At 71.9% G+C, this 23,344-nt stretch carries 24 protein-coding genes; 12 read left to right on the top strand and 12 right to left on the bottom strand.

What is annotated here, in order from left to right:
• A complete protein-coding gene (locus ACIBI9_RS04365; RefSeq protein ID WP_397220473.1) occupies positions 1-1,866 on the bottom strand; it encodes a potassium transporter TrkA in 1,866 nt (621 codons plus the stop codon).
• A 94-nt stretch (positions 1,867-1,960) separates the two neighbouring features.
• Here ACIBI9_RS04365 and ACIBI9_RS04360 point away from each other — a divergent pair, with 94 nt between their 5' ends.
• Entirely contained in the window at positions 1,961-3,373 is a 1,413-nt protein-coding gene (locus tag ACIBI9_RS04360; protein WP_397220472.1) for a serine/threonine-protein kinase, read from the top strand.
• Between the two features lie 66 nt (positions 3,374-3,439).
• Positions 3,440-4,549 carry a DUF5925 domain-containing protein gene (locus ACIBI9_RS04355; protein WP_397220471.1) on the top strand — a complete coding sequence of 370 codons (1,110 nt, stop codon included), beginning with the start codon at positions 3,440-3,442 and terminating at the stop codon, positions 4,547-4,549.
• A 33-nt stretch (positions 4,550-4,582) separates the two neighbouring features.
• Here ACIBI9_RS04355 and ACIBI9_RS04350 read toward each other — a convergent pair whose 3' ends face one another.
• Both ACIBI9_RS04350 and ACIBI9_RS04345 read right to left on the bottom strand, forming a co-directional pair.
• On the bottom strand, positions 4,583-7,294 hold the full coding sequence (locus tag ACIBI9_RS04350; RefSeq protein WP_397220470.1) for a hypothetical protein: 2,712 nt from the start codon (positions 7,292-7,294) through the stop codon (positions 4,583-4,585).
• Entirely contained in the window at positions 7,291-8,619 is a 1,329-nt protein-coding gene (locus ACIBI9_RS04345; protein ID WP_397220469.1) for an SWIM zinc finger family protein, read from the bottom strand. Before ACIBI9_RS04345 ends, ACIBI9_RS04350 begins: the two co-directional genes overlap by 4 nt.
• Before the next feature lie 93 nt (positions 8,620-8,712).
• On the opposite strand from ACIBI9_RS04345, the gene ACIBI9_RS04340 reads away from it, so the two are divergent.
• Genes ACIBI9_RS04340 through ACIBI9_RS04330 form a run of 3 tightly spaced genes read left to right on the top strand, consistent with a single transcriptional unit; the run spans position 8,713 to position 12,891 of the window.
• A complete protein-coding gene (locus ACIBI9_RS04340; protein ID WP_397220468.1) occupies positions 8,713-9,765 on the top strand; it encodes a C39 family peptidase in 1,053 nt (350 codons plus the stop codon).
• A 4-nt stretch (positions 9,766-9,769) separates the two neighbouring features.
• The gene (locus tag ACIBI9_RS04335) at positions 9,770-11,632 is read left to right on the top strand and encodes a prolyl oligopeptidase family serine peptidase (protein WP_397220467.1); all 1,863 of its coding nucleotides are present in this window, start codon (positions 9,770-9,772) and stop codon (positions 11,630-11,632) included.
• Complete coding sequence (locus ACIBI9_RS04330; protein ID WP_397220466.1) at positions 11,629-12,891, top strand: M20/M25/M40 family metallo-hydrolase; 1,263 nt, start codon at positions 11,629-11,631, stop codon at positions 12,889-12,891. The genes ACIBI9_RS04335 and ACIBI9_RS04330 overlap by 4 nt, the downstream gene beginning before the upstream one ends.
• Here the strand turns inward: ACIBI9_RS04330 and ACIBI9_RS04325 are convergent.
• A complete protein-coding gene (locus ACIBI9_RS04325) occupies positions 12,888-14,396 on the bottom strand; it encodes an FAD-dependent monooxygenase (RefSeq protein WP_397220465.1) in 1,509 nt (502 codons plus the stop codon). The two genes, ACIBI9_RS04330 and ACIBI9_RS04325, sit on opposite strands and share 4 nt — an antisense overlap.
• Positions 14,397-14,482: 86 nt before the next feature.
• On the opposite strand from ACIBI9_RS04325, the gene ACIBI9_RS04320 reads away from it, so the two are divergent.
• Together ACIBI9_RS04320 and ACIBI9_RS04315 are read left to right on the top strand one after the other, a co-directional pair.
• Positions 14,483-15,136, top strand: coding sequence for a TetR/AcrR family transcriptional regulator C-terminal domain-containing protein (locus ACIBI9_RS04320; protein ID WP_397220464.1), 654 nt, complete (start codon positions 14,483-14,485; stop codon positions 15,134-15,136).
• 55 nt (positions 15,137-15,191) lie between these two features.
• The gene (locus tag ACIBI9_RS04315) at positions 15,192-15,794 is read left to right on the top strand and encodes a TIGR03086 family metal-binding protein (RefSeq protein WP_397220463.1); all 603 of its coding nucleotides are present in this window, start codon (positions 15,192-15,194) and stop codon (positions 15,792-15,794) included.
• 225 nt (positions 15,795-16,019) lie between these two features.
• Here the strand turns inward: ACIBI9_RS04315 and ACIBI9_RS04310 are convergent, their stop codons facing one another.
• Positions 16,020-16,262 carry a hypothetical protein gene (locus ACIBI9_RS04310; protein ID WP_397220841.1) on the bottom strand — a complete coding sequence of 81 codons (243 nt, stop codon included), beginning with the start codon at positions 16,260-16,262 and terminating at the stop codon, positions 16,020-16,022.
• On the opposite strand from ACIBI9_RS04310, the gene ACIBI9_RS04305 reads away from it, so the two are divergent.
• The 3 genes from ACIBI9_RS04305 to ACIBI9_RS04295 all read left to right on the top strand — a co-directional run bounded on the left by ACIBI9_RS04305 (position 16,191) and on the right by ACIBI9_RS04295 (position 17,847).
• Positions 16,191-16,853 carry a DUF6907 domain-containing protein gene (locus tag ACIBI9_RS04305; RefSeq protein ID WP_397220836.1) on the top strand — a complete coding sequence of 221 codons (663 nt, stop codon included), beginning with the start codon at positions 16,191-16,193 and terminating at the stop codon, positions 16,851-16,853. The two genes, ACIBI9_RS04310 and ACIBI9_RS04305, sit on opposite strands and share 72 nt — an antisense overlap.
• Positions 16,854-16,924: 71 nt before the next feature.
• Positions 16,925-17,260 (top strand): hypothetical protein, encoded by a 336-nt coding sequence (locus ACIBI9_RS04300; RefSeq protein WP_397220462.1) that lies wholly within the window; start codon positions 16,925-16,927, stop codon positions 17,258-17,260.
• Positions 17,257-17,847: a hypothetical protein gene (locus ACIBI9_RS04295; RefSeq protein ID WP_397220461.1), complete on the top strand. Its 591-nt coding sequence runs from the start codon at positions 17,257-17,259 to the stop codon at positions 17,845-17,847. Before ACIBI9_RS04300 ends, ACIBI9_RS04295 begins: the two co-directional genes overlap by 4 nt.
• Positions 17,848-18,128: 281 nt before the next feature.
• Here the strand turns inward: ACIBI9_RS04295 and ACIBI9_RS04290 are convergent, their stop codons facing one another.
• From ACIBI9_RS04290 to ACIBI9_RS04280, 3 genes are read right to left on the bottom strand one after another with little or no spacing between them, the layout of a single operon-like run.
• Positions 18,129-18,383 carry a hypothetical protein gene (locus ACIBI9_RS04290; RefSeq protein ID WP_397220460.1) on the bottom strand — a complete coding sequence of 85 codons (255 nt, stop codon included), beginning with the start codon at positions 18,381-18,383 and terminating at the stop codon, positions 18,129-18,131.
• Positions 18,380-18,595 (bottom strand): hypothetical protein, encoded by a 216-nt coding sequence (locus tag ACIBI9_RS04285; protein ID WP_397220459.1) that lies wholly within the window; start codon positions 18,593-18,595, stop codon positions 18,380-18,382. The genes ACIBI9_RS04290 and ACIBI9_RS04285 overlap by 4 nt, the downstream gene beginning before the upstream one ends.
• Positions 18,592-19,290 carry a hypothetical protein gene (locus ACIBI9_RS04280; protein ID WP_397220458.1) on the bottom strand — a complete coding sequence of 233 codons (699 nt, stop codon included), beginning with the start codon at positions 19,288-19,290 and terminating at the stop codon, positions 18,592-18,594. The genes ACIBI9_RS04285 and ACIBI9_RS04280 overlap by 4 nt, the downstream gene beginning before the upstream one ends.
• A gap of 249 nt (positions 19,291-19,539) precedes the next feature.
• Here ACIBI9_RS04280 and ACIBI9_RS04275 point away from each other — a divergent pair, with 249 nt between their 5' ends.
• Both ACIBI9_RS04275 and ACIBI9_RS04270 read left to right on the top strand, forming a co-directional pair.
• Positions 19,540-20,295: a DUF6879 family protein gene (locus tag ACIBI9_RS04275; RefSeq protein ID WP_397220457.1), complete on the top strand. Its 756-nt coding sequence runs from the start codon at positions 19,540-19,542 to the stop codon at positions 20,293-20,295.
• A 15-nt stretch (positions 20,296-20,310) separates the two neighbouring features.
• The gene (locus ACIBI9_RS04270) at positions 20,311-21,162 is read left to right on the top strand and encodes a helix-turn-helix domain-containing protein (RefSeq protein WP_397220456.1); all 852 of its coding nucleotides are present in this window, start codon (positions 20,311-20,313) and stop codon (positions 21,160-21,162) included.
• Positions 21,163-21,248: 86 nt separating this feature from the next.
• Here the strand turns inward: ACIBI9_RS04270 and ACIBI9_RS04265 are convergent, their stop codons facing one another.
• Genes ACIBI9_RS04265 through ACIBI9_RS04250 form a run of 4 tightly spaced genes read right to left on the bottom strand, consistent with a single transcriptional unit; the run spans position 21,249 to position 23,260 of the window.
• On the bottom strand, positions 21,249-21,467 hold the full coding sequence (locus ACIBI9_RS04265) for a hypothetical protein (protein WP_397220835.1): 219 nt from the start codon (positions 21,465-21,467) through the stop codon (positions 21,249-21,251).
• 43 nt (positions 21,468-21,510) lie between these two features.
• Entirely contained in the window at positions 21,511-22,302 is a 792-nt protein-coding gene (locus ACIBI9_RS04260) for an N-acetylmuramoyl-L-alanine amidase (protein ID WP_397220455.1), read from the bottom strand.
• A gap of 2 nt (positions 22,303-22,304) precedes the next feature.
• A complete protein-coding gene (locus tag ACIBI9_RS04255; protein ID WP_397220454.1) occupies positions 22,305-22,904 on the bottom strand; it encodes a hypothetical protein in 600 nt (199 codons plus the stop codon).
• Positions 22,904-23,260 carry a hypothetical protein gene (locus ACIBI9_RS04250; protein WP_397220453.1) on the bottom strand — a complete coding sequence of 119 codons (357 nt, stop codon included), beginning with the start codon at positions 23,258-23,260 and terminating at the stop codon, positions 22,904-22,906. The genes ACIBI9_RS04255 and ACIBI9_RS04250 overlap by 1 nt, the downstream gene beginning before the upstream one ends.
• Positions 23,261-23,344: the final 84 nt, after the last annotated feature.

Raw genomic sequence — 23,344 nt, 5'->3', positions numbered from 1 at the left:
TCAGCGCTCGGCGAGGACGATCACCGAGTCGCCTTTGTTCAGCACGATGGGCTCGGACTTGTCGGGGTTGAGGACGATGCCGTAGTGCGGCGGGTCGTTGCGCGCCAGGGCGTTGCGGTAGCCGATGGCGGTCTCGCCCCTGCGCCTGGCCGACTCCACGACCGTGGAGAAGTGCACGCGCGTCCCCGTCTTCACGTAGGAGGCGGCGGGCCTGGGGTAGATCTCCGAGCCGCGCGAGTCGAACAGGTAGCTGAACACGTCCGCCAGGTGCCGGTTCTCGGCGAGCTGGGCGAGCAGCAGGCCGATGACGGTGTCGCTGATCACGATGTCGTCGGCCTCGGTGACCTCGGCCAGGGCCCGGTTGCTCTCGTCGTGCATCTCGCTGACGATCGAGTAGTGCTCGCCGAGCGTGCTCTGCATGTCGCGCAGCTGCAGCAGCGTCATGAGCGTGCGCGTGTCGGCGTGGTGGGCGTCGAAGCGGTCGTCGGAGAGCACGATGACGTGCTGGAAGAGGCCGACGCCGAGCGACTCCAGCGCGTACCTGTCGGTGGTGTCGCAGTCCTTGACGTTCACGGTGAGGTTGCGCAGGCCCGCCAGGCCGGTGCCGGCCTTGGGGTGGTCGGCGGCGACCTCCAGCACCGAGCCGGGTGCCACGTAGCCGTCGAGGTAGCGGACGATCTGCTCGGCCCGGCCGTTCCAGTTGAGCAGGAGCGTGCGCTCGGGCTCGGTGGGCGGCGCCTTCGCCTCGACGATGGCGGACTCGTCCATGGACGGTTTGCCGGCGGCCAGGCGGATGTGGGAGTCGTCGTGGGCGATGACGATGACCTCGTCGTCGGCGTTGACGACGGTGTCCATGGGCGGGTTCAGCACGACGCCGGTCGGCCGGCGCAGGCCGATGACGGAGGCGGTCTGGTACGCGTGCAGCGCCTCGCCGTACGTGACGCCGACGAGCTTCTTGGGCGTGCGCAGGTAGATCTCGCCGCCGTCGAAGTTGAGCAGGTCCATGCAGACGACGGACATGCCCGACTGGCGCGAGGACTGCACGATGAGCCGGGAGGCGGTGTCGTCGGAGTCGACGAGGTGCACGTCCTTGCCGCCGGCCAGGCGGGCGGCGGCGATGTTGCGGCTGGAGGTGAGCCCGGCGACCACCGGCGGGTGGACGCCGCGGCGCTTGGCCAGCGCGAGCAGGATCTTGATGACGTGCGCGTCCGGGTCCTCGCCCTCGGGCGAGAGCACGACGACCGAGCGGGCGGTGGCCAGGTTCATCAGCGCGAGGTCGCGCGGCTCCGTGGGCCGCCCCGTGCGGCAGACCAGCCGGGTCCTGCCGAGGTCCCCGACGGCCTCGCGGATGTCGTCCTCCATGGTCAGCTTGTCGCGTTCCGCCAGTACGGCGATGACCGAGCCCTTCTGGCTGGCGTGCGCCTTGACCAGCTCGGCCACGATCGTGAACACCTGGTCCGACCAGCCGAGCACCACCGTGTGGCCGGACTCGACGATCCGCGAGCGCCCCCTGCGCAGGCGGTCCACCTTCTGCTTGAGCCCGTTGGACAGCAGGCCGACGAGCATGCTGACGATGAACAGGCCGCCGATCGACCCCGCGAACATCACGGCCATGTACGCGGTCGAGCCCTTGTCGCTGGCGAGCTTGCCCGGATTCAGCGCGTGCATGAGCGAGATCCAGAGCACATGTCCGGGACCGTTCACACCGTCGGGCTCGTTCGGCGCCAGCCAGAGCGTGAGCCCGGCCACCACCACGATCAGCCCCACCGACACCACGGCCAGCCAGCCGATCAACGAGGCGGTCCCCCTGGACATGGTGTTGTCGAACCAGTAACGCGCCCGCTCACGGAACGTCGCCTTCGACACTTCCCCGATACCTCCGCTTAAGGTGTGATTTGGCCAACGCCCCAAGGTACCGGTGGATCTTCACATGCGCATGGCGACCGGTAACGTATCGGCCATGGCGAGCCCCCTGCGACCGGACGACCCGCCGTCCCTGGGCGGATACCTCCTGTCCGGGCGGCTCGGGGAGGGCGGTCAGGGCGTGGTCTACCTCGCCCGCACCGCCGCCGGCGAACCGGTCGCGATCAAGCTGCTGAGCGCGGGTGACCAGCAGACGCGGGCCAGGCTGGCGCGCGAGCTGGACGCGCTGGAGGGCATCGCCTCCTTCTGCACGGCGCGGGTCCTCGACGTCTCGGCCGACGGGCCCCGGCCGTTCGTGGTGAGCGAGTTCGTGGACGGTCCCTCGCTGGCCGACCGGGTGCGCGAGCGCGGCCCCCTGCGCGGCGGCGACCTCGAGCGCCTGGCGGTCGGCACGGCCACCGCCCTGGCCGCCATCCACGCGGCCGGGATCGTGCACCGCGACTTCAAGCCGGCCAACGTGCTGCTCGGGCCCGACGGGCCCCGGGTGGTGGACTTCGGCATCGCCCGGGCGGAGGGGGCGGCCACGATGACCTCCGGCCTGATCGGGACCCCCGCATATCTGGCGCCCGAGCAGATCAGCGGCTCGCCCGCCTCGGCCGCCTCCGACGTGTTCGCGTGGGCCTCGTCGGTGCTGTTCGCGGCCACGGGCACGAGCCCGTTCGGCGCGGACACCGTGCCCGCCGTGCTGCACCGGGTGCTCCACGCGGAGCCGGACCTGTCGCCGCTGCCGCCGCGCGTGCGCGGGCTGATCGCCTCCTGCCTGGCCAAGGACCCGTCGCGGCGCCCCACGGCCCAGCACCTGATGATGTCCCTGGTCAACCCCAACACCCCGCAGGACCCCGGCATACCTGAGGGCCTGCGCACGGGGCCGCGCCCCCAGGCCGCGCTCACCACCCAGGGGGCGAGCCGCCCCCGCTCGCGGGGCCTGCTCATCGGCGCGCTGGCGGGCGTGGTCGCCCTCGCCGCGGCCGTCGTCACGATCCTCTCCGTGAACAGCACCCCGACCCCGCTCGCCGACCAGGACGACCGCTCCTCCCCGGCCACCTCGCCGGCTTCCGCCGACACACCGTCCGATACACCGTCGTCCGCGGAGACCAGCGCCGGCGGCAAGCTCAAGATCCCCGCCGCCTACGCGGGGACGTGGACGGGCCGGACGGAGAGCACGAACCCCATGGACGCCGACGGGGCCGAGAACACCGTGGTGCTGAAGCCGGGCGCCTCCACCGCGCAGTGGAGCGAGAAGGACACCGGCGCGAGCTGCCGCGGCACGATCACACTGACCAAGGTGGAGACGTCGCGGCTGACGTTCTCGCTGGAAGCGATGGAGGAGGGCATGTGCATCCCGGGCACCGTCTGGCTCGCCAAGCAGGGCGACACCGTCTCCTACACCTGGCGGGACGAGCCCGGCCCCGGCATCGTCACCCAGACGGGCACCCTCAACAAGAGCTAGCCGATACGCCGAATTTTCCGCAAAACCCTTCGACATGTGACGGCTGGACGCTGGATCATTAACGTTATGTCTGTGATGAGGGAGGTGCCGTTCCCCAGCCGGGAGTCTTCAGAGCTCCCCATGAACATCTGGATCGACGACGCCGACTCCGCCATCGACGTCATCGACGCCCTGGCGCTGTCGCCGTTCGCGACGGGCGCGCAGCCGTGGTCACGTCTGGCCAATCTGGAGCGCGTACGCCCTGACGCCCCGCTGAGCCCCGCCGACGGCAGGCTGCTGCGCACGGCGCGGGTCGAGGACGGCTCGGAGTCGCGGCTCATCGCCGGCGAGGGCTGGACCCTGCGCGTCGTGCGCCACCGCAACCGCACGGCCACCGTCAGCGTCACGGCCGTGGACGAGGAGCTGGCCAAGAGCGTGCTCAAGGAGAGCATCGAGGGCGCCGAAGAGGCCATGCCGGAGGTGGACCACGTCGAGATGGGCTTCTGGTGGCGTGGCATGCACGGCGGCACGCGCTCGGAGAAGCCGATCACGGCCCAGCCCTGGGACGAGATCAACAAGAACTACTCGGCCAAGGTCCGCCCGGCGCTCGACCGGCTGATGTCGATCACCCCCGACGACGTCAACGGCCGCCTCATCCTGCTGCACGGCGAGCCGGGCACCGGCAAGACCACGCTGCTGCGCACGCTGGCCAAGCAGTGGCACGACTGGTGCCAGGTCGACTGCGTGCTCGACCCCGAGCGGCTGTTCAACGAGCCGGGCTACCTGATGGAGGTGGCCGTCGGCTACGACTCCGACGAGGACACGCAGCGCTGGCGGCTGCTCGTCCTGGAGGACTGCGACGAGCTGATCAGCTCGGGCGCCAAGGCCCAGGCGGGCCAGGGGCTCTCGCGCCTGCTCAACCTGACCGACGGCCTGCTCGGCCAGGGGCGGGACGTCCTGGTGGCGATCACCACCAACGAGGACCTCGCCCGCCTCCACCCGGCCGTCGTCCGCCCCGGCCGCTGCCTGGCGCAGGTGGAGGTGGGGCCGCTGAGCAAGGAGGAGGCCGTCGCGTGGCTGGGCTCCTCCACCGGGGTGAGCACGTCGGGCGCGACGCTGGCGCAGCTGTACGCCCTGCGCGCGGGCCGCGAGTTCACCCCGCAGCCGGGCGACGAGTCCACGGGCCTGTACCTCTGACCGGCGCGCCGGCCAGAGGCGGTCACGTGGCGGTCACGTCAGGTAGGTGTGCAGGCGGCGGGCCTCGCGGACGAAGTTGTTCGACGCCCGCCGCTCGGCGATCTCCGCCACGCAGGGCACCGGCCCCCGCGCTCCGGCCCACCGGGCGGCGCGCAGCGCGAACGCGAGCACCTGCGTGTGCCGGGTGTGCGGCCGTTCCTCCGGCCCCGGCAGGAACACGGGCAGGAACCCCGTCATGATCCGCCACACCTCCCACTGCGCTCCCTGCTCGGCCGCGCTCTCCAGGGTCTCCAGGACCGGGCCGGGCTTGAGCCACGTCCTGCGCAGCAGCAGCCCGAGCTGCCGGCCGATCCCTTCCACGTCCTCGTCGCCGCGGGCCGCCAGGTCCACCAGCAGGTGCGCCCGCACCACGGGCAGCTTCGACCAGGACGGGTCGGCCAGGAAGAACGCCAGCACGAGCGCCATCCCCTCGCCCCACGGACCGTCGGCCAGCGCCAGAGCGTACGCCTCGGGCGGCCTCGCCCCCTGCGTCGGCCACCCGTACAGCAGGTGCGGGACGAGGTGCAGCGCGACGACCTCCCGGTCGGACGGCATCACGTACGGCCACCAAGGCAGCAGCCCGCCCTGACCTTCCCGCCGCCGCCGGCCGGGCTCGGTGAGCAGTTCGTCGACCAGCGGCAGGCCCGTCGGCGCCACCCGGATCCTGGGCGCCAGATCGGGGGTCCGGGTGTCGGCCGGCTCCCGGTCGTCGCGGTATTCGCCGCCGGGATCCAACCGCCCTGAGGCGAGCCAGCCGACCTCGGTGACCGGCTCGGGGCGCCCGCCGTCCATCCACCGGGCCGCCGCCCGCCCCGCCTCCGAGGTGAGCAGCCGCGCCCGCGCCACCACCTCGGGCGCGACCTCGCGCGGCAGCCGCAGCAGCGCCTGCTGCAGGTCCGCCGGCAGGGCCTCGACACCGCGTCGCTCGTAGCCCGCCAGCCGCGCCACGAGCTCCCCGGCGTCCACGTGCCCGGTGCCCTCGGTGGGCTCGGCCAGCAGGTACGGCGGAAGGGCGCCGTCCTGGAGCGCCGAGTGGACCTCGGCCCAGCGCCGCAGCAGGAACAGGTGCGGCGCCGACACCGAGCCGGCCCGGGGCAGCCCGTCAGCCGTGGAGCCGCCCGTCAGGATCAGCCGGGCGATCTCCTCACACCATTGCCAGACGTCCAGCCACGGCCGTTCGTGCGAGCGAATGCCCAGCCGCCACTTCGACAGCCTCGCCACGAGCCCGTACCGGTCGTCGTGGTGCAGCCGTACGACCCCCGCCAGCCACAGCTCCGCGGACTCCCATCCGCCCCCGCAGGGCCCCAGCTCCACGGGCGCCGTCACCGGCCCGGGGAACGCCTCGGCGAAGCGCGGCGCGGGCAGCGGGGCGGGCGTGAAGGGCTCCGGGGGCTCCTCGGCGGCCTCCCCGCCGAACACCGCCACGAGGGTCTCCCCGAGCTGGTGCGGCAGCAGCCCGAAGGAGTCGCGGAGGGCCTGCGCCCCCACCGGCGTGAAGCGCTTGGCGTGCTTGACCGCGATGCGCACCGCCCGGCCCTGCACGTCGGCGGACTCGCAGGCGAACGCGTACCCCAGCGCGGGGGCGAGCTCGTCGAGGTCGCCCGGCCAGGCGCGGGCGACGGCGTCGAGCCAGGTCAGCCCGGCCGTCACCAGCTTGCGCTCCGCCCTGAACAGCAGTGCCCGCAGCGCCTCCGACACGTCCGCGGGGTCCAGGTGGTCGAGGCCGCGCAGGTGGCGCAGCGCCATCTCCGCCACGGGTCCCGGCGCGGCGGGCAGCAGCCGCAGGTAGTCGGCGGCGTGCTTGCTCACCTCGTCCGGGGTCGGCTGGAGCAGCTCGTGCAGGTGGACGAAGAAGCGCAGGTCGGCGGCCTCGCCACCGCGCAGGACCCGCCGTACGCACCCGTCGAGCAGCAGGTCTCGGCGGCCCTGACCGGCCAGCTTCTTCAGCGCGGCCAGCCAGGTGCCGCGCGTCAGCGGCTCAGCGCGCTCGCCGCGCAGCACCGCGCCCACGCCCTCCGCCTCGAACAGCCGGGGAAGGAGGTGGTCGAGCAGCGGGTCCTCGCGCTCGGGCGGCCGGCGTACCCAGGCCACCACGAGGGGGTCGTGCTCGGGCGGGACCACGCCGGTGCGGCGCAGCATGGCCAGGGCGAGCGTGTCCATCTCGTCCGAGCGGCGGCGCCGGCGGGGGGCCGGGCGCAGCCGGAGCGCGGCGCGGGTGGCGAAGTCTTCCTGCCATGCGGCCGGGCGGGCGGACAGGACGCGTTCGAGGATCTCGGTGGTGGCGATGCTCACCTCCCGGCGGTCCTGGAACTCGCGGCGGTTGAGCCAGGCCACGACGGCCGCCGCGCCGCCGATGGTGGCGGCGCCCGCGACCCGCAGGGAGTCGACCCAGTTCTCCTCGCGCTCCAGCGGCCAGGGCGGGTTCCAGGGGGTGTTCCACTCCCAGCGCTCGTACTCGTGGACGGTGCGGCCGGCGCGCTCGGCCCGGCGCACGTGCTCGCGCCAGGCGGCCTCGCTCTCGCGCTCCCGCCTGGTGATGCGCTCCAGCTGCCGGTCCTCGGCCCGCCGCTCGGCCACGGCGATGTGGGCGGGGAGCAGGGCGGCCACCTCACGGCGTTCGCGCTCGCCGAGGGCGAGCACGCGCTCGGCGACCCACTGCGGGTCCCCGGTGTCGATGGCCGCCACCACCGTCTCCCATGCGGTCATGGAGCGACCTCTACGGCGACGCGGGCGACGATCCTGGCCGCCAGCACGTGCTTGCACGGCCCGCGCGAGCCCCGGTGGTCGAACCACCACTGGCACGTGCACTCGCCCTCGGCGATCCGCACCCGCCGCACCCCGCCGTCGGTCGTCACCTCGGCCGTCTCCCCGAGCAGCCGTACGGCGCCGGAGTCGACCAGCGCGCGGGCGGCCGTGAGCCGGGGGTTGAGCTGGGCCACCTGGTCCCTGTCGTAGGGCAGCTCGCGGTGGAAGTGGGCCGCCTCGTGCAGGTCGTAGCCGACGCGCCCGGCCGTGCCGAGCTGGGTGAGCGCGGCGCGTACGCGTTCGAGCGGAAGCCCGGAGCGGTCGGCCAGCAGCCCCAGCTCGACCGTGGGCTCGAAGTTGAGCAGCATGCCCACCACGTCGGCGTCGTCCGCGGCCTCGTCGGTGGCCAGGTCGGACAGCACCGCCCCCTCGCCGGAGAACCCGCGCCACGGCTCGGGCGAGACGGCCAGCGTGTAACGCATGCCGGGCAGCTCCAGCTCCCACCCGCCGGCCGTGGAGGAGCCGTCGGCGGGCCCGTACACCCGCAGCGCCTTGGCGAACCTGAGCAGCGGCAGCAGCGTGGCCACCCGCCCGGTGCCCGACAGGCAGACCCCGCCGCGCGCGGGGCCGGAGGCCACGCGCAGGTCGCGGCCCGAGGGGACGGCCCAGACGGTGGAGCGGGCGCCCTTCGGCAGGGAGCGCAGGAAGCGCACGGCGTGCGGCCCGGCCAGCTCGGCCCGCAGGTCCCAGCCGGACGCGATCACCTGCACCTCGGCGAACCCGCGCAGCCACCGCGACGGCAGCGGCACCTTCTTCTCCACGACCGCGCCGTCGAGCGTGGTGACCGTCAGCTCGTCGGGGCCCACGCCCAGGTGGAGCGGATCCCTGCCGCCCACCCTGGCCAGGGACTCGCGCAGCGGGCCGTTGACGTCGACGTTGGTGGTGCCCCGGTCGAGCACGTCGCCGTCGAGCTCCAGCACGTCGAGCCGGGCGTAGACGCCGCCGCACGCCGAGAACGACTCGAACCGCAGCCGCCCGCCGTCGCACGTCACCACCGGGTCGCGAGTCCAGCCCGGCCTGGGCTGGTGGTAGCGGGCGAGCGCCACGTCCGCCACCGCCAGCAGCCCGGCCGCGGCCGGGGCCGCGTGGGTGAGCAGCCCGCTGAAGAAGCGTGGGTGCGTCTGCGGCCCCGATAACGCCGTGCCACCGGAGGTCGAAAGACCGAGCCTGCCGTCGGTGAGCGTGGAGGGGCCCGCGTAGGAATATGCCTGTACCGCCTGAGTCATGCCCCGAACCATAGAGATCACCACCGACACAAATGGGGCCGGTACGTAAACCATCCGATGTGCGACACAGGGTGCGAAACCACAATATGGCTGGTGCTCACCGTCGACCTGACCCGCGTCGCCTTCGCCCGCTTCGCCGTACCCGCGGGTTCGCCGTGGGCGGGCTCGTGGGCGAGTGCGGAGCAGCGGATCGGGTTTCCGGCGACCCAGCTCATACCTTCGTGGACCGCGCGCACCCCGCCGGGCTCGTGGATCGAGGTGTCGCTCCGGGCCAGGACCGAGCGGGGCGATCTCACCAAGTGGTACGTCATGGGCCACTGGTCGGAGCACGGCACTCCCCGCACCTCGGTGCCCGGTCAGGGCGACGAGGACGGGGACGTGGCGGTGGACACGTTCGTGGCCCGGCGGCCGGTCGTGGCCTACCAGGTGCGGGTCGCGGCGTACGGCGCGGACGCGCAGGTGACCGGGCTGGGCGTGATGGCCTCGGCCGTGCCGCGCCGCCCGGTCACGCCGAGCCCCTTCGGCGCCGCGGGGGCGGTGGAGCTGGCGGTGCCCGCGTACTCCCAGCACGCGCACGCCGGGCACCATCCGCAGTGGGACGGCGGGGGCGTCAACTGGTGCAGCCCGGCCTCGGTGGCCATGGTGCTGGGCTACTGGGGCCGCGGTCCCGGCCCGGCCGAGCTGGCCTGGGTGGGGCACGGCGACCCGTCCCCCTCCGTGGATCACGCGGCCATGGGCACGTACGACGAGAGCTACCAGGGCACCGGCAACTGGCCGTTCAACGTGGCGTACGCGGGGCGCTACGGCCTGGCGGGGTTCGTGACGCGGCTGCGGTCGGCGGTGGAGCTGGAGGCGTTCGTACGGGCGGGCGTCCCGGTGATCACGTCGCAGTCGTTCAAGGCGGCCGAGCTGCCCGGTTCCTGCTACTCCACCAGCGGGCACATCCTGGTCGTCACCGGTTTCACCGGCGAGGGCGACATCGTCGTCAACGATCCCGCGGCGCCCGACGACGCCTCGGTTCGAAGGGTCTATCCGCGGGCAGCGTTCGAGAACGTATGGCTCAGGAGCTCGGGCAGCGGGGGCATCGCGTACATCCTTCACCCGCCTGACCATCCACTTCCCCCATGCACGAATGGCAATTGGTGACTTGATGAGCATTCGACCGATCGACGTGGCCCGTACCGACGGCGGCCCGCAGTGGGTGGAGGCCGTGGCCACGCCCTCCGGCGTCGAAGTCTGGTGGGACGAGCCACGCCCGGCCGAGGGCGGGCGCCGCGGCGTCGTCCGCCGCCTCCCGGACGGCACCCGCGTGGACACCCTGCCGCCGGGCTGGAACGCGCGCAACCGGGTGATCGAGTACGGCGGGCGCTCCTGGCGTCCGCTCCCGGGCGGCGGCCTGGTCTTCACGAACTGGGCCGACCAGCGCCTCTACCTCCGCGCCGAGGGCGCGGAGCCGGTGGCGATCACCCCCGAGGGGCCGTACCGCTACGCGGACCTCTACCTCCCGCCCGGCCGGGACGAGGTGTGGGCGGTCCGGGAGACGGACGGCGTGCGCGACCTGGTGGCGGTGCCCCTGGACGGCGGCCCGGTCACGGTGATCGTCAAGGCCCAGCACTTCCTGATGAACCCCCGCCTGTCCCCCGACGGCCGCCACGTCGCCTGGATCGGCTGGGACCACCCGAACATGCCCTGGGACGGCACCGAGCTGTGCGTGGCCCCGCTGCGCGAGGACGGCACGGCGGGCGCGTACCGCGTGGTCGCCGGAGGTGCCGAGGAGTCGGTGGCGCAGGCCGAGTGGCGCGACGACGGCAGCCTGTACGCCGTGACCGACCCCACCGGCTGGTGGAACGTCCACCTCGTCCCCCTCGACGGCTCCCCCGCCACGAACCTCACCCCGATCGAGCAGGAGTTCGGCGCCGCCGCCTGGAAGCCGGGCATGACGTACCTGGCCATCACGGACACGGGCGAGCTCGCGGTCGTGTACGGCACCCCGGACCTGCGCCGCCTGGGCGTGCTGAACCCGGAGACCGGCGACATCAGGGACATCGGCGGCACGGCCACCTACTGGTCCTCGACCGTGTCGGTCGCGGGCGGCAAGGTGGCGGCCGTGGGCGCGACCCCGTACACGCCGCTGGAGGTCACCCTCGTCGACCTCGCGGACGGCACCCACGAGGTCGTGTCGCCGCGCAAGCCGCTGCCGGACCGCGACCTGCTCCCCACCCCCGAGGCCGTGACCGTCGAGGGCGTGCACGCGCACCTCTACCCGCCGTCCGGCGGCCGGAGCGGCCCGAAGCCGTACGTGATCTTCGTGCACGGCGGCCCGACCGGCAACCTGCCGGTCGTGCTCGACCTGGAGATCGCGTACTTCACCAGCAGAGGGCTCGGCGTGGCCGTGGTCAACTACGGCGGATCGACCGGGTACGGCCGCGCCTACCGCGAGCGGCTGCGCCACCAGTGGGGCGTGGTGGACGTGCAGGACTGCGCCAAGGTGGCGCGCGGCCTGGTCGAGATGGGCAGGGCCGACGCCGCGAAGATCGCCATCCGCGGCGGCAGCGCCGGAGGCTGGACGACGGTGGCGGCGCTCGTGCACAGCGACGTGTTCGCGGGCGGGGTCGCGCACTACGCGATCACCGACCCGGAGAGCTGGGCGGCCGAGACGCACGACTTCGAGTCCCGCTACCTGGACGGTCTGGTGGGCCCGCTGCCCGAGACCCGCGACCGCTACACCGAGCGCTCACCGCTCCTGAACGCCTACCGCGCCTCGGGCCCGTGCCTCATGCTGCACGGCCTGGAGGACGCGATCGTGGACGTGAGCCAGGCCGAGCGGTTCACCGCCGAACTGGACAAACATGGCAAAGAGTGGGCCTTGATCACCTACCCCGGCGAGCAGCACGGCTGGCGCAGGGAGGAGACCATCGTCTCGGCGCTGGAGGCCGAGCTGGCCTTCTACGGGCTGATCTTCGGCATGGAGACTCCCGAGGTGCCGCCTTTGACACTGAAGGGGAGAGCGTGAAGAGCGTTGCCGAGATCTGCTCGGATCTGATCAGGTTCGACACCACCAACCCGGGCTCCGGTGAGCGGCCGGCGGCCGAATACGTCGCCACGCTGCTGGCCGACGCGGGGATCGAGCCGGTGGTGTTCGAGTCGGCTCCGAAGCGGACCACCGTCGTGGCCAGGATCGACGGCGACTCCCCTGACGCGCTGCTGATCCACGGCCACCTGGACGTGGTGCCCGCGGATCCGGCCGAGTGGCAGCTGCACCCGTTCTCGGGGGAGATCGTGGACGGCTGCGTGTACGGGCGCGGCGCGGTCGACATGAAGGGCTCGTGCTCGATGACCCTCGCGACCGTGCTCGACCTGGCCGCCCGCGGCGTGCGCCCGAAGCGTGACCTGGTGCTGGCGTTCCTGGCGGACGAGGAGGCGACCGGCGACTACGGCTCGCGGCACGCCGTCACCGAGCACCGGGAGCTGTTCGACGGCGTCACGGAGGCGATCAGCGAGTCCGGCGGGTTCAGCGTGGCCTCCGGCGAGCACCGGGTGTATCCGATCGCCGTCGGCGAGCGCGGCACCGCCTGGATGAAGCTCACCGCGCACGGCGTGGCCGGGCACGGCTCGCGCCCGCCGGTGGACAACCCGGTCGCCACGCTGGTGCACGCGCTGTCGCGGGTGGCCTCCCACCAGTGGCCCGTACGCCTGACGCCGTCGGTGGCCGCCCTCGTCCAGAGCCTGTCGGAGATCACCGGCCAGCCGATCGACCTCGACCGCCTCGACGAGGAGGCCGCCCGGCTCGGGCCGCTGGGCGGGCTGTTCAAGAGCCAGATCCGCAACTCGGCGAACCCGACGATGCTCGACGCCGGATACAAGGTGAACGTGGTGCCCTCGACCGCCGAGGCGCACGTGGACGGGCGTTACCTGCCGGGGCTGCAGGAGGAGTTCCTGGAGACGATCGACGCGCTGCTCGGGCCGAAGATCACCCGCGAGTTCGTCAACCTGGAGGACGCGCCCGACGCGCCGTACCCGTCGGTGTTCTTCGACACGCTGGCGGGCGCGCTGGTAGCCGAGGACCCGTTCGCCCGGCCGGTGCCGTACGTGATGGCCGGCGGCACGGACGCGAAGTCCTTCGCCAGGATCGGCATCAAGGGGTACGGCTTCGCGCCCCTCATGCTCCGGCCAGACCTGGACTACTTTGGGATGTTCCACGGCAAGGACGAGCGGGTGCCGGTGGAGGGGCTCGAATTCGGCACCCGGGTCCTCACCCGTCTCCTCGCCTAGTCCCCGGGCGGGCCGAACCACGTGGTGAGCGCGTCGGCGACCCCGTCGCGCCCGCCCGCCCACGCGACGTAGCCGTCGGGCCGCACCAGCAGCACCTCCGCGTCCCCATCGGGAAGCGTAGCTGAGGGGTCCGCGTGCGCCACCCGCACGCGGTCGCGGTGGCCCGCCACGGCGGCGTCGAGCCCACCGTCGCCGGGTGCGGCCGAGAGGGCCAGCACGAGGCCGTGCCCGTCCCGCAGCAACTCGGCGAGCGGGACCGCCTCCAGGCGTGGGGCGAAGCGGCCGACCAGGGGGTGCGCCGAGCCGGGCGCGTAGTCGACGTCCGTCCCGTCGGCCATCCCCGTGAAGTGCCGCTTGGCGTCCGGCAGCTCGATCACCTCCGCCAGCACTTCCCGCAAGGCGTCCACTTGCGGCCCGGGCCGCATCAGCGCCACCTGGGCCCGGGTGTTGCGCAGCACCCGGGCCGCCACCGGGTGCCGTTCGGCGGTGTAGGTGTCCAGCAGCGCCTCGGGCGCGAGCGCCCGGGCCACCAGGGCCAGCTTCCAGCCGAGGTTGACCGCGTCCTGCAGCCCCAGGTTGAGCCCCTGGCCGCCGATCGGCGAGTGCACGTGCGCCGCGTCCCCCGCCAGCAGCACCCGCCCCTTGCGGTACGTGCCCGCGTGCCGGGTGTTGTCGCTGTACCGGATGCCGGTCTCCAGCCGCTTGACCACCACGTCGTGCCCCGTCACCCGCCTCAGGCTGCCCTCCAGCTCCTCGGCCGTCATCGGCGCGTCCCGCTCGTCGGGCCCGCCGTCGAACTCGATGGTGGCGATCTCCCCCGGCACCAGCGACAGGTTCACCAGCCCGCCGGGGTGGCGCAGGGACGACGTCACAGTCTCGGCGGAGGCCAGTTCGGCCACGGCGGTCCGCCCCGTCATGGTCGGCGGCGTCCCCTCGAACGCGAACCCCGACCGCTTGCGCACCAGGCTCCGCCCGCCGTCGCACCCCACGAGGTACGCGGCCCGTACCTTCCGCCCGTCGGCGAGCGTGGCGACGGCGGCGGACTCCTCCTGCGCGACGTCGCTCACCGCGCACCCCTGCCAGATCCGCACCCCCATCCCGGCGGCCCGCTCGGCCAGGACGGCCTCCAGCCGGTCCTGCTTGAGCATGAGGTATTCGGCGTCGCCGGCCTCGCCCAGCAGCGGCAGCCCGCTGAAGTGCCCCCTGATCAGCCCCTCCCGGAGCAGCTCCACCATCATGGCGACCAGGTCGGCCCCGGCGGGCTCCCGGCGCGCGGCCAGCTCGTCGAGCATCGCCCACTGCTCCCCCTCCACCGGCCCGACCAGGTCGCGCAGGGCCAGCGACTGCACTGTGCGCGCGTTGAGCGAGCGCAGGCCGAGGCTGCGCGTCCGGCGCTCCTCGCCCGTGGCCGCCTCCAGGACCAGCGGGTCTGCCCCGCCCAGCTTGAGCTCGCACGCCAGCAGCAGCCCGACGGGCCCGCCGCCGACGATGATCACGTCGGTCATCCCCACTCCTCTACTTACGGCGTAAGCTTACGTAGTAAGTAGAACACATACACCGTAAGCTTTGTCAATCGGGAAGGGAGCACCGAATGGCACGACGGGAGCCGCTGAACAGGGAGAGGGTCCTGGACGCGGCCCTGGAACTGGCCGACGAGGAGGGCCTGGAGGGCCTGACCATGCGGCGGCTGGCCAAGGCGCTCGGCGTCGAGGCGATGTCCCTCTACAACCACGTCTCGAACAAGGCCGACATCCTCGACGGCGTGGCGGAGCGGGTGTTCGAGCAGGTCGAGCGGCCGGATCCGGCGCTGCCGTGGCAGGAGCAGGTGCGCGAGCTGGCGCTGAGCATGTACCGGGTGTTCAGCCGCCATCCGGCGGTGCCGCTCGCGCTGGTCACCGACCAGTCCAACCCGACCTCCGTACGGGCGCTGGAGCCGCTCGACGCGCTGGTGGCGGCGCTGTTCCAGGCGGGCTTCGACGACCTGGGCGCGTGGCGGGCGCTGACCGCCGTGAACAGCCTGGTGTTCGGGTCGCTGGTGCTGTCCACGGGCGGGTTCACCGGCGACCCCGGCGTGCACGCGGGCGAGCAGGGGGTCAGCGCGTACGTACGCGAGATGGATCCGGCACGCCTGCCGCATTTCAGCAGGCTGCTGCGGAGCACCCGGGAGGGCGTGGACCCGCCGGCGGACTTCGCGCAGGCCCTGGACATGCTGATCCACGGCCTGGAAGCAGAGGCCTCCAAGTAGTGGAACAAACTATTCCGTTCTGCTATGCTGAAAGCACCACGAAAGGGGCTCACCAATGAGCGACACCACTGTCAGCGGCTGGGACATCCTCGACGGCTCGCACGAGGCGCTGCGCCGGGTCGTCGGCGCCGTACCGGCCGGGGCCTGGCACCTGCCGACGCCCTGCGCGGCCTGGAACGTCACCCAGGTCCTCCAGCACGCGGTCGGCGACCAGATCGGCTTCGCCGCCGCGCTGACCGGCGAGCCCGGCCCCGCGTTCAACCCGTTCGAGCCGTCGGGCGAGCTGGAGGCGGACCCGGCGGCCTTCACCGAGGAGGCGCTGGCCCGCTCGGCCCGGGCGTGGGCGGGCGTCGACCGGACCGCCGCGGAGGTGCCGACGCCGGTGCCGCCGCACAAGATGTCGCCGTGGTCCGGCTCGACGGCGTGCGCCCTGGACGCCGCCGTGCACGCCTGGGACATCGCGGCCGCGACCGGCCAGGCCTCGCCGCTCACGCCGGACCTGGCCAGGCCCCTGCTGGAGGTGGCCATGGAGATCGTCGAGCCGCTGCGCGCCTGGGGCGCGTACGCCCCGGCGCTGGGCTCGGAGCCGGGCGACGACGACGTGGCGGCGCTCCTGCGCTACCTCGGCCGCGACCCGCGCTGGACCCCCTCCTCCTGACCGCTCGGGATCAGGAGAACTTCGACTTCGGGCGCTCCTGGAGCTCGCCGTCCACGTAGATGTCGAGCTTCTCAGTGGAGCACGCAGCGACCTGGACTAGCCCCCTCCACATGCCCCCTCACCAGCTCGTTTAACTCTCATCGCTTGTCATCACTTCCCGTCAATTCTGGACCTCTAACGGAACAGAGACGGAACGGCGTAGGGGGGTCGCGGTTCGCGACCCCCCTACTTCTTCTTTCTGCTCCCGCCCCGTGGCGCCGGCTCAACGCCGTTCTCCCGCGCGATGCGTCGGACATAGGCATCCGTAAAGGGAGAGTGCGCGGCCACATCGGTCGGCCGTTTCCCTTCGCGCAAGGCGTCCACGACGTCGTCGGTGACCTCTTTGCGGGATGCCTCGTGCGCCTTCTCTGTCTCGCGGTATCGGCGCGTGCTCTCGTCGAGCTTGTCGAGCGGATCCTTCTTCGGCATACGGCACAGATTATCGAACCTCTGTTGCGATTGCACGCGAATGGGCGTATCGTTCCAATCGCAACAGAGGTTCGATTGAAAGTATCGATTGCGGGCCTGCCGGGTGCTGCGAACACCCGAACAGGCCCTCAGCACCAGACCTTTCCAGGAGGTCGGCACGTGACCACATCATCCCTCAACTGCCCGACGTGGTGCACTGCGCAGCACCACCGGCCCGACTACATCACCCACACCCGCGACGTCGCCGAGCTGGCGGCCGGGAGCCTCAACGTCCAGATCGCGATCTTCCAGCACGAGCAGCCGGGCCACACCGGGGACGTGGCGGTCAACATCGCCGCCGACCGCGCCAACGACACGGAACTCACCATGGTCGCGCCCGAAGTCGCGGCCGCCGTCGGGCGTATCCTCCTGGAGCTCGACAACGCCGGGCGGCGGGCCCTGGCGCTCGCCCTGACGGACGCTGCGGCCGTCGTGCTCATGGGCCGGGCCACCAGCCCGGCCACCCCGGGATCGCCGGTCCAGCGTGAGGCGCGGCCTAACACCCCCGGGCGTGAGGCGGAGCCTAACGACGCAGCGACGGACGGGCGGTGACCGGCATCATGGCTACCTCCCCCCGCCGCAAGCGCTCACCGCGCGTTGTGGAGACGGAAGAATACGTCGCTATGCTGCACCGGCTCGTTGACGCGCTCGGCGTTCGGCTGGCCGACGACCCGGCCGGGCTCGTGCACGTCGAGGGCCTGCGCAACCACCTGCGCGACGTGGCCAACGTCGCCATCGCCCACAACCAGGAGAAGCCCCGCGGGTACAGCTTCGGCGAGCTGGCGAAGATCCTCGGCATCAAGCGCGAGTCCGTCTACGAGCGGGCCGTCAAGGGCCGCGCGATCCTCGCCGAGGCGCGGGCCAGGCTGGGCGTCGTGTCGCTGCGGGAGCGGCGCAAGGCGAAGCTGGAGCGGGCGGGCCTGCCCGACCGGCGTACGGCCGAGGGCGGCCAGCGATGAGCGCCCGGCACCCGGCGTGGTGCGCCAACGCCGATGACCGGTGCGAGCACTCCGCGGAGTTGTTCCTGCACCGGTCGCGCGCCCGGACGATCGTCACCGCCTCGGGCCAGGTCCTGCAGGCGTGGACCGAGCAGTTCGCCGCGTTCTACAGCCCGGCCACGGCCGCGACGTCCGTGGTGCTCACGCTGATCGGCGGTGCGACCGTGCGGCTCACCGGCCCGCAGGCCCGGACGCTCGGCAGCCACCTGGCCGAACTGGCGGGCATGCTCACCTCGTTCGACCTCGTGGCCCGCGCGCCCGGCGTCGAGCCGCACCCGACGTGGTGCGCCTGGGCCTCGACGGCGGACGGGAACGCCTGCCGCGACAGGGCCTACACCCGGCACCACCTCACCGAGATGTTCGAGGTGCTCTCCAACGATGGCACGCTCATCGAGGTCGAGGGCGGCATATGGGTCTCCGACCTCGCAGCATCCGACCCGCTCATCACCCTCGACCTCGACGGCCAGGAGGTGATGCTCACCCCGGCCCAGGCCGTTGAACTGGCGGCCACGCTGACGCCCGGCCATCGCTGGACGAGCGCCGCGTAGTCCGCGCTGTACAGCAGAACGCCCCGCTGGCTGACCAGCGGGGCGTTCTGCTGTACAGCCGCCCTCGGAGAGGGCCTCCTGCCGCGCCGCGTCATGACCGAGCGGGCAGGAGGCCCCTCTGAGGGCGGCCGGCTACACCCCCGCCCGGGAGGCCCTCCGGTTGCCCTCGGGCGGGGGTGGTCCTGATGGGTGGCCCCGCCTCGCGTCTGGCTACTACCCCAGACGGCGGGGCCACCTTCCCTGGCAAAGAGGCAATCTGGCACCAGGGGCTTGCTGAGGACCTACGCGGTAGCCGCGTCGCGGTCCTTCGAGTCCTCGACCGGCGGCTCCGGTGGCACCGCCTTCAGTCGGCGGCCTTTCTGGATACCGAGCTGCTCCAGGGGGCCGAATTGGTTGTTGACCCATCTGAGCGCGCCCTGGGCGGAGCCGTTCAGCAGTTCGATGATCGGCTCGTGCGTTTTCGGGTGGGTGCGGCCGGTGTCCATCCACACCCGGCCCTCAAGGTCTACCCACGCAGGGATGATGACGCGAGTCATGACAGCGTTCCGCCCATCCGTATCGTGAAGGTCAGCATTCCGGCGTTGGAGTCGCGAATCTGCTGGTGTTCGGGCCACGTCTCGTAGCGGGCGCGCCAAAGACCGTCTTCTCGCCACACATTCCAGTCCGGGTGGGCCTTCATCAGCAGGTCACACATGGCGCGCGCGTTGGCGGCATCGTCGTAGTAGGCCGAAACCTCTTCCGGCGTCATCGCAAGCCACCCGCCGACGGGCCGCCCCACGGCGTTCCGGTCAGGTGGGCGTGACCGTGCCGCGATCGTCTGCAGATGTAGGCGCGCTGCGGGCCGCCGCCGAGGGCTTCCAGCTCGCGCGCTGCCGCCTCTGCGGTCTCCAGGTCGGGGAAGACGACTTTCCCGTCACTGCCGGAGGTCTCGCGGCGAGGCATCTCGCCGCCGAGCTCGGCCTTGGACGGGCTACAGAACAGGACGCGGCCGTTCCGCTGCCGCCGGGCGTACCGGGTGACGATGCGCATGCGCGCGCTCTTGCTGGCGTCATGAGCCGGAGCGGGCGGCACGGGAGCGGACGCCTGGGAACGGTCGTCGCCCCCGTGCCGGTCTATGGGGCGGGCCTCAGCCGCGCCGGTCAGCCGCGCGAGCTCGATCATCTTAGCCCCCAGCTCGGCAGCTTCCCAGGGGCGCATGCGCGCGACGGGCCGCTCGTCGAGGTCCATGTGAATGAGCGGGCCGTCGTCGTCCGGGCCCCGGCGGAGGTCGAGATATACGCGCGGGGTGTGCTCGGCGGTCCCGTCCGCCGTCGCAGCGACGTCGAGCAGCTCAGCGAGGTGCCGCGGCTCGTTGTCGTCGTGGTCTGCCGTGCACCATGCCGGGCAGGCACTTCTGAGGCCGGCAGGCGGGGCAACCGGTTCGGCCTGCCGACGCCGAGTCACGTCAGCGCCGGCAGGCCTGCTCGTGGCACCCGACGCGGGCGATGTTGCGGGGGTTGTGGACCCGTGACTGTCCATGGCCGGAACGGTAGGAAGAACGACCTGCGAAGTGCCAGGGAGGTTTCGCAAAGTTGCTTGACTGCACCGCGAAGTTGCGCGACGTTCCTTATTTAGGCCGATGAAACCTCATGGATGAGGCATTGGCCTCGGGAGAGCCTTGGAGAGATCCCGTCCCCCACGAAGGGAAGAGCCATGACGCGACGACTGCGCTTCAACGGCACTAACTCCGGCGTCAACGGATGCCCCGCCATCCATGAGGATCTCGACTCAGGTGAGATCATCGTGCACGGACCGCCGCTCACCACCCCAGAGGACGTCGCCAAGCTTCGGCACCTGAACGAGGGCGACACTCCCATCGTGGTTCCTCGGGAACTACTCGTGGACTTCGGCCCGAAGGAGGTCACTCGCGTGCCCGACATCATCGCCCTGGACGAGTTCGATCAGCTCTTCACGCAGTTCGAGCACAGGGCCTGGCGCTTGGAGACGCGCCGCCGCTACGCCTCCGACGAGCTCACGGACACCTACGCCCAGTTCAGCCGTGGCGAGCCCGTGAACTGGGAAGGCGTGGACGCAGCATGGTGTGCCGAACGGCGCGAGCAGGCCGCTCTTGGGAAGCGGTTCGAACGCGTTCGCATCCTTGACGACCCGCCCACCCCGGGGCAGCTCTACCTACTCGACAACGCACGCCGCAACAGCGCCGTCGGCGAGAAGATCACCAATCTCTGGCGTGCGGACGCCGAGCGGCTCGACCTGCCCGCTGAAGACTTCTGGATCTTCGACTCCCGCCTGGTCGCGCTGCTCAACTTCGACGACGCCGACAACCTGGTGAACGTCGAACTGATCACGGAACCTTCGGCGGTGGTGCGATACTCCATGGCGCGTGACGCAGCCATGCATCACGCCATTCCGTATGAGGAATTCGCGGCACAGCTCACCGCGAAGGAGTAGAGAAGGCGCGTACCGGTGAGCACGGACTACCAGCAGGCACGGGAAGCGCTCGGAGCGCGCCTGCGCGAACTTCGACTCTCATCCCCCACCGGCCGACTCACCGGTACGCAGCTCGCCGACCAGTATGGATGGAACAAGTCCAAGGTCTCCAAGCTGGAGAACGGCAGGCAAACACCCACGCCGGACGATCTGCGGAAGTGGGCTGAGGCGACCGGCCAGCCCGAGGCGTACGACGAGCTGCTGGCGAGGCTGAGAGGCTTCGAATCTCATATCCGATCCTGGCGGCGTCAACTGGCCGCCGGTCATAAGCCGGTGCAGGACACCCACCTAAGCGCGCACGCCGACGCCGCCCTCTTTCGCGGTTGGGAGTCCTCAATGGTCTTCGGGATTCTCCAGACACCCGACTACGCCCGGTCGATCTTCTCCCGATACTCCGAGTTGCAGCGATCGCCACGCGACATCGAGCAGGCCGTGCTGTCGCGGATGAGGCGGCAAGAGGTGCTGTACGACCCCTCCAAGCGTTTCCACCTCATCCTCTGGGAAGCGGCGCTTCGTGCTCTGGTCTGCCCGCCTTCTGTCCTCGCCAGCCAGCTTGACCGCCTCGCGGGAACCGTCGGCATGAGCACGGTCGAACTCGGGATTCTCCCGCTGTCGGCACCCCTCAAGATCCCCCCGGCAACGGCCTTCTGGATGTACGACGACCGCCAGGTCATTGTGGAAACCTGGCACGCCGAACTGTGGATCGACGACGATGCCAGCGTGGACACCTACCTGCGCACATGGAAGACGCTGCAGGAGTCCGCGGTATACGGAGCCGACGCCCACAATCTGATCAGTGCAGCTCGGCGGGCGCTCCCACCACACTGAGATCCCCCGTCCCGGAGCACGACGAAGACGCCCCGCCACCTCCCGTAGGAGATGGCGGGGCTCCGGCACGGCCCTCACAGCCGTGGTCACATGGGCGACTCCGTGCGCAGCCAGGCAGGCAGGAGCGCCTGCACGGCGGGGAGCGCCATCACTCGAGCCAGGCCACCGGCCACGGCCAGGGCGGCGGCGACCCACGGCAGGGTCTCCGGGATGCCGGCCGCGCCGACGATCGCGGGCAGCGCCACGGCGATGCCGACGCCGGTCTGCAGGATGGTCCGGATGGTGCGCTTGGTCGAGTCCTTCATCACGATCCCCTCCTCAGGGGTTGGATCCTTGGAACCGGAAAGATCAGGAGATCGGGCGCTCGAACGTTGCTCGCCACGTGGCCGGGCCGACGACCGAATCGGCATCGAGAGGCCAGCCGTTCGCCGTCGAGTCGAGCTGGAACAGGCGGCAAACCTCAGCCGAGCGTGGGCCGTACGAGCCGTCCGGGATGAGATCCCAGCCGCGGTCCCGCATCTGCGCCTGCCACGCGTAGGCGTCGCTGCCGCGCGCGCCGGGCGGATACCTCAGCAGACGGCCGGGGAAAGCCGGCGCCCTCGGAGTGCCCTCGGGCTGCTCACGCATCCGGCGGGCGACGGCCGCGCGGAAGCCGGTCATGTCGACGGTGTGAGGGTCGGGCTTGTCGGTGTTGACCTCGCGGTGCGCTTTCACCCGCGAGGCCGGCAGGCCGAACTCCTTGCACAGCTCCGCACACAGAGCCACGTACGCGTCGAGCTGGTCGCTGGGCCAGGGCTGGCGTCCGTCGTTCTCCGCCTCGATGCCGATGGAGGCCGAGTTGGTGTGGCGCGGCGACGTCGAGGGGGCGTTGTGCCAGCAGCGGCCGGCGGCGATGACGTAGATGCGGCCGGACCGCCCCAGGCCGAAGTGGGATAGCGGCCCGTCGAGGCCGGGTCGACCGGACCGCACCACGGCAAGGGACGGGTAGTCGCCGCCGCCGGCCGGGCCCGCGGTGTGGTGGCAGACGATGCCCTGGACTTCCGGCTGTGGTCCGTGACCGCGGCCTTGCCATCCGGAGACCTCGGTGACCGGGTGGCCGGTGCGCCGGGCGACGTCGGCGAGCTGGGTCAGGTACGGCATGGTCAGCCTCCCGGCTTGCAGGTGTAACTGGTAGATCCAGGCGGGTCAGGGGTGCACGTGTAGGTGATGACGCCGATGGGGATCGTCAGCGACGACGGGGCCGGGCCAGGCTCGCCACGAGGGCCCTGCTCACCCTGAGGGCCGGGCTCCCCGCGCGGTCCTGGAGGGCCGGCCTCCCCCGGCTCGCCTTGGTCGCCCTTCGGGCCTGCGGGGCCGGCCTCGCCCTGGGCGCCGGGGTTGCCGGCCCTGCCAGGTGAGCCGGGTTCGCCAGCGGCGCCGTCTTTCCCGTCCACGGCGTCGTGACCGTCGCTCCCGGGCGGGCCTGTCGGTCCGGGCGGCCCGGATGGTCCTGGGTCGCCCTGTGGTCCTGGGGGCCCGGTGGCGCCGCGCTCGCCGGGAGGCCCGGCGGACGGGGAGACCAGTGGGACGCCACCGAGGCGTTCGACCTGCTCGCTGAGGATCTGCCGGTCGTCTTCGGCTTGCCGTACGCGGCCGCCGAGCGAACCGATCTGGAGCGACACCCACAGCCCGAGGAGGGCGACCACAGCGACGCCAGCGATCATCACCCAGTTGCGGCGCACTCGGCGCACGTGCTCGCCCATCACCCTCCACCTCGGGGCGCCAACCACACCTGGACGGCGATCGTGAGCAGGATGAACAGCGTGGGCAGGATCCCCGAGTAGATCATCTGCTTGAGGTTGCCGCCGCGCTTCTCCTCGCGCTTCTCGTCGGCGGCTTCCAGCCTGGTCACGGCGGCGGCGAGGTCACCTCGCAGGGCTCGCACCTCATCGAGGAGGGTTCGGCGTAGTTCGTTGACGTCACCCTCGACATCGGTGAACCGGCGTTCGATCAGCCTCTGGTCGGCGGCGTACTCCGCGCGCTGGATGAGCTGGGCAAGGCTCATGACCACGCCGTCCAGGCGGCGGGACAGCTCACCCGGGGAAGGCTCATCGGCCACATCGCTCCTCGCCGGATGCGGGCCCGTCGGCAGGTGTTGTCACGGCACTCCTTCGCTCGTAACGGCTACCGCCGCTCCACGCGG

Source organism: Nonomuraea sp. NPDC050451 (genome assembly GCF_044458585.1).
Note: the sequence above shows the minus strand (reverse complement) of the source record. Positions and strands in the feature narration are given on the sequence as shown.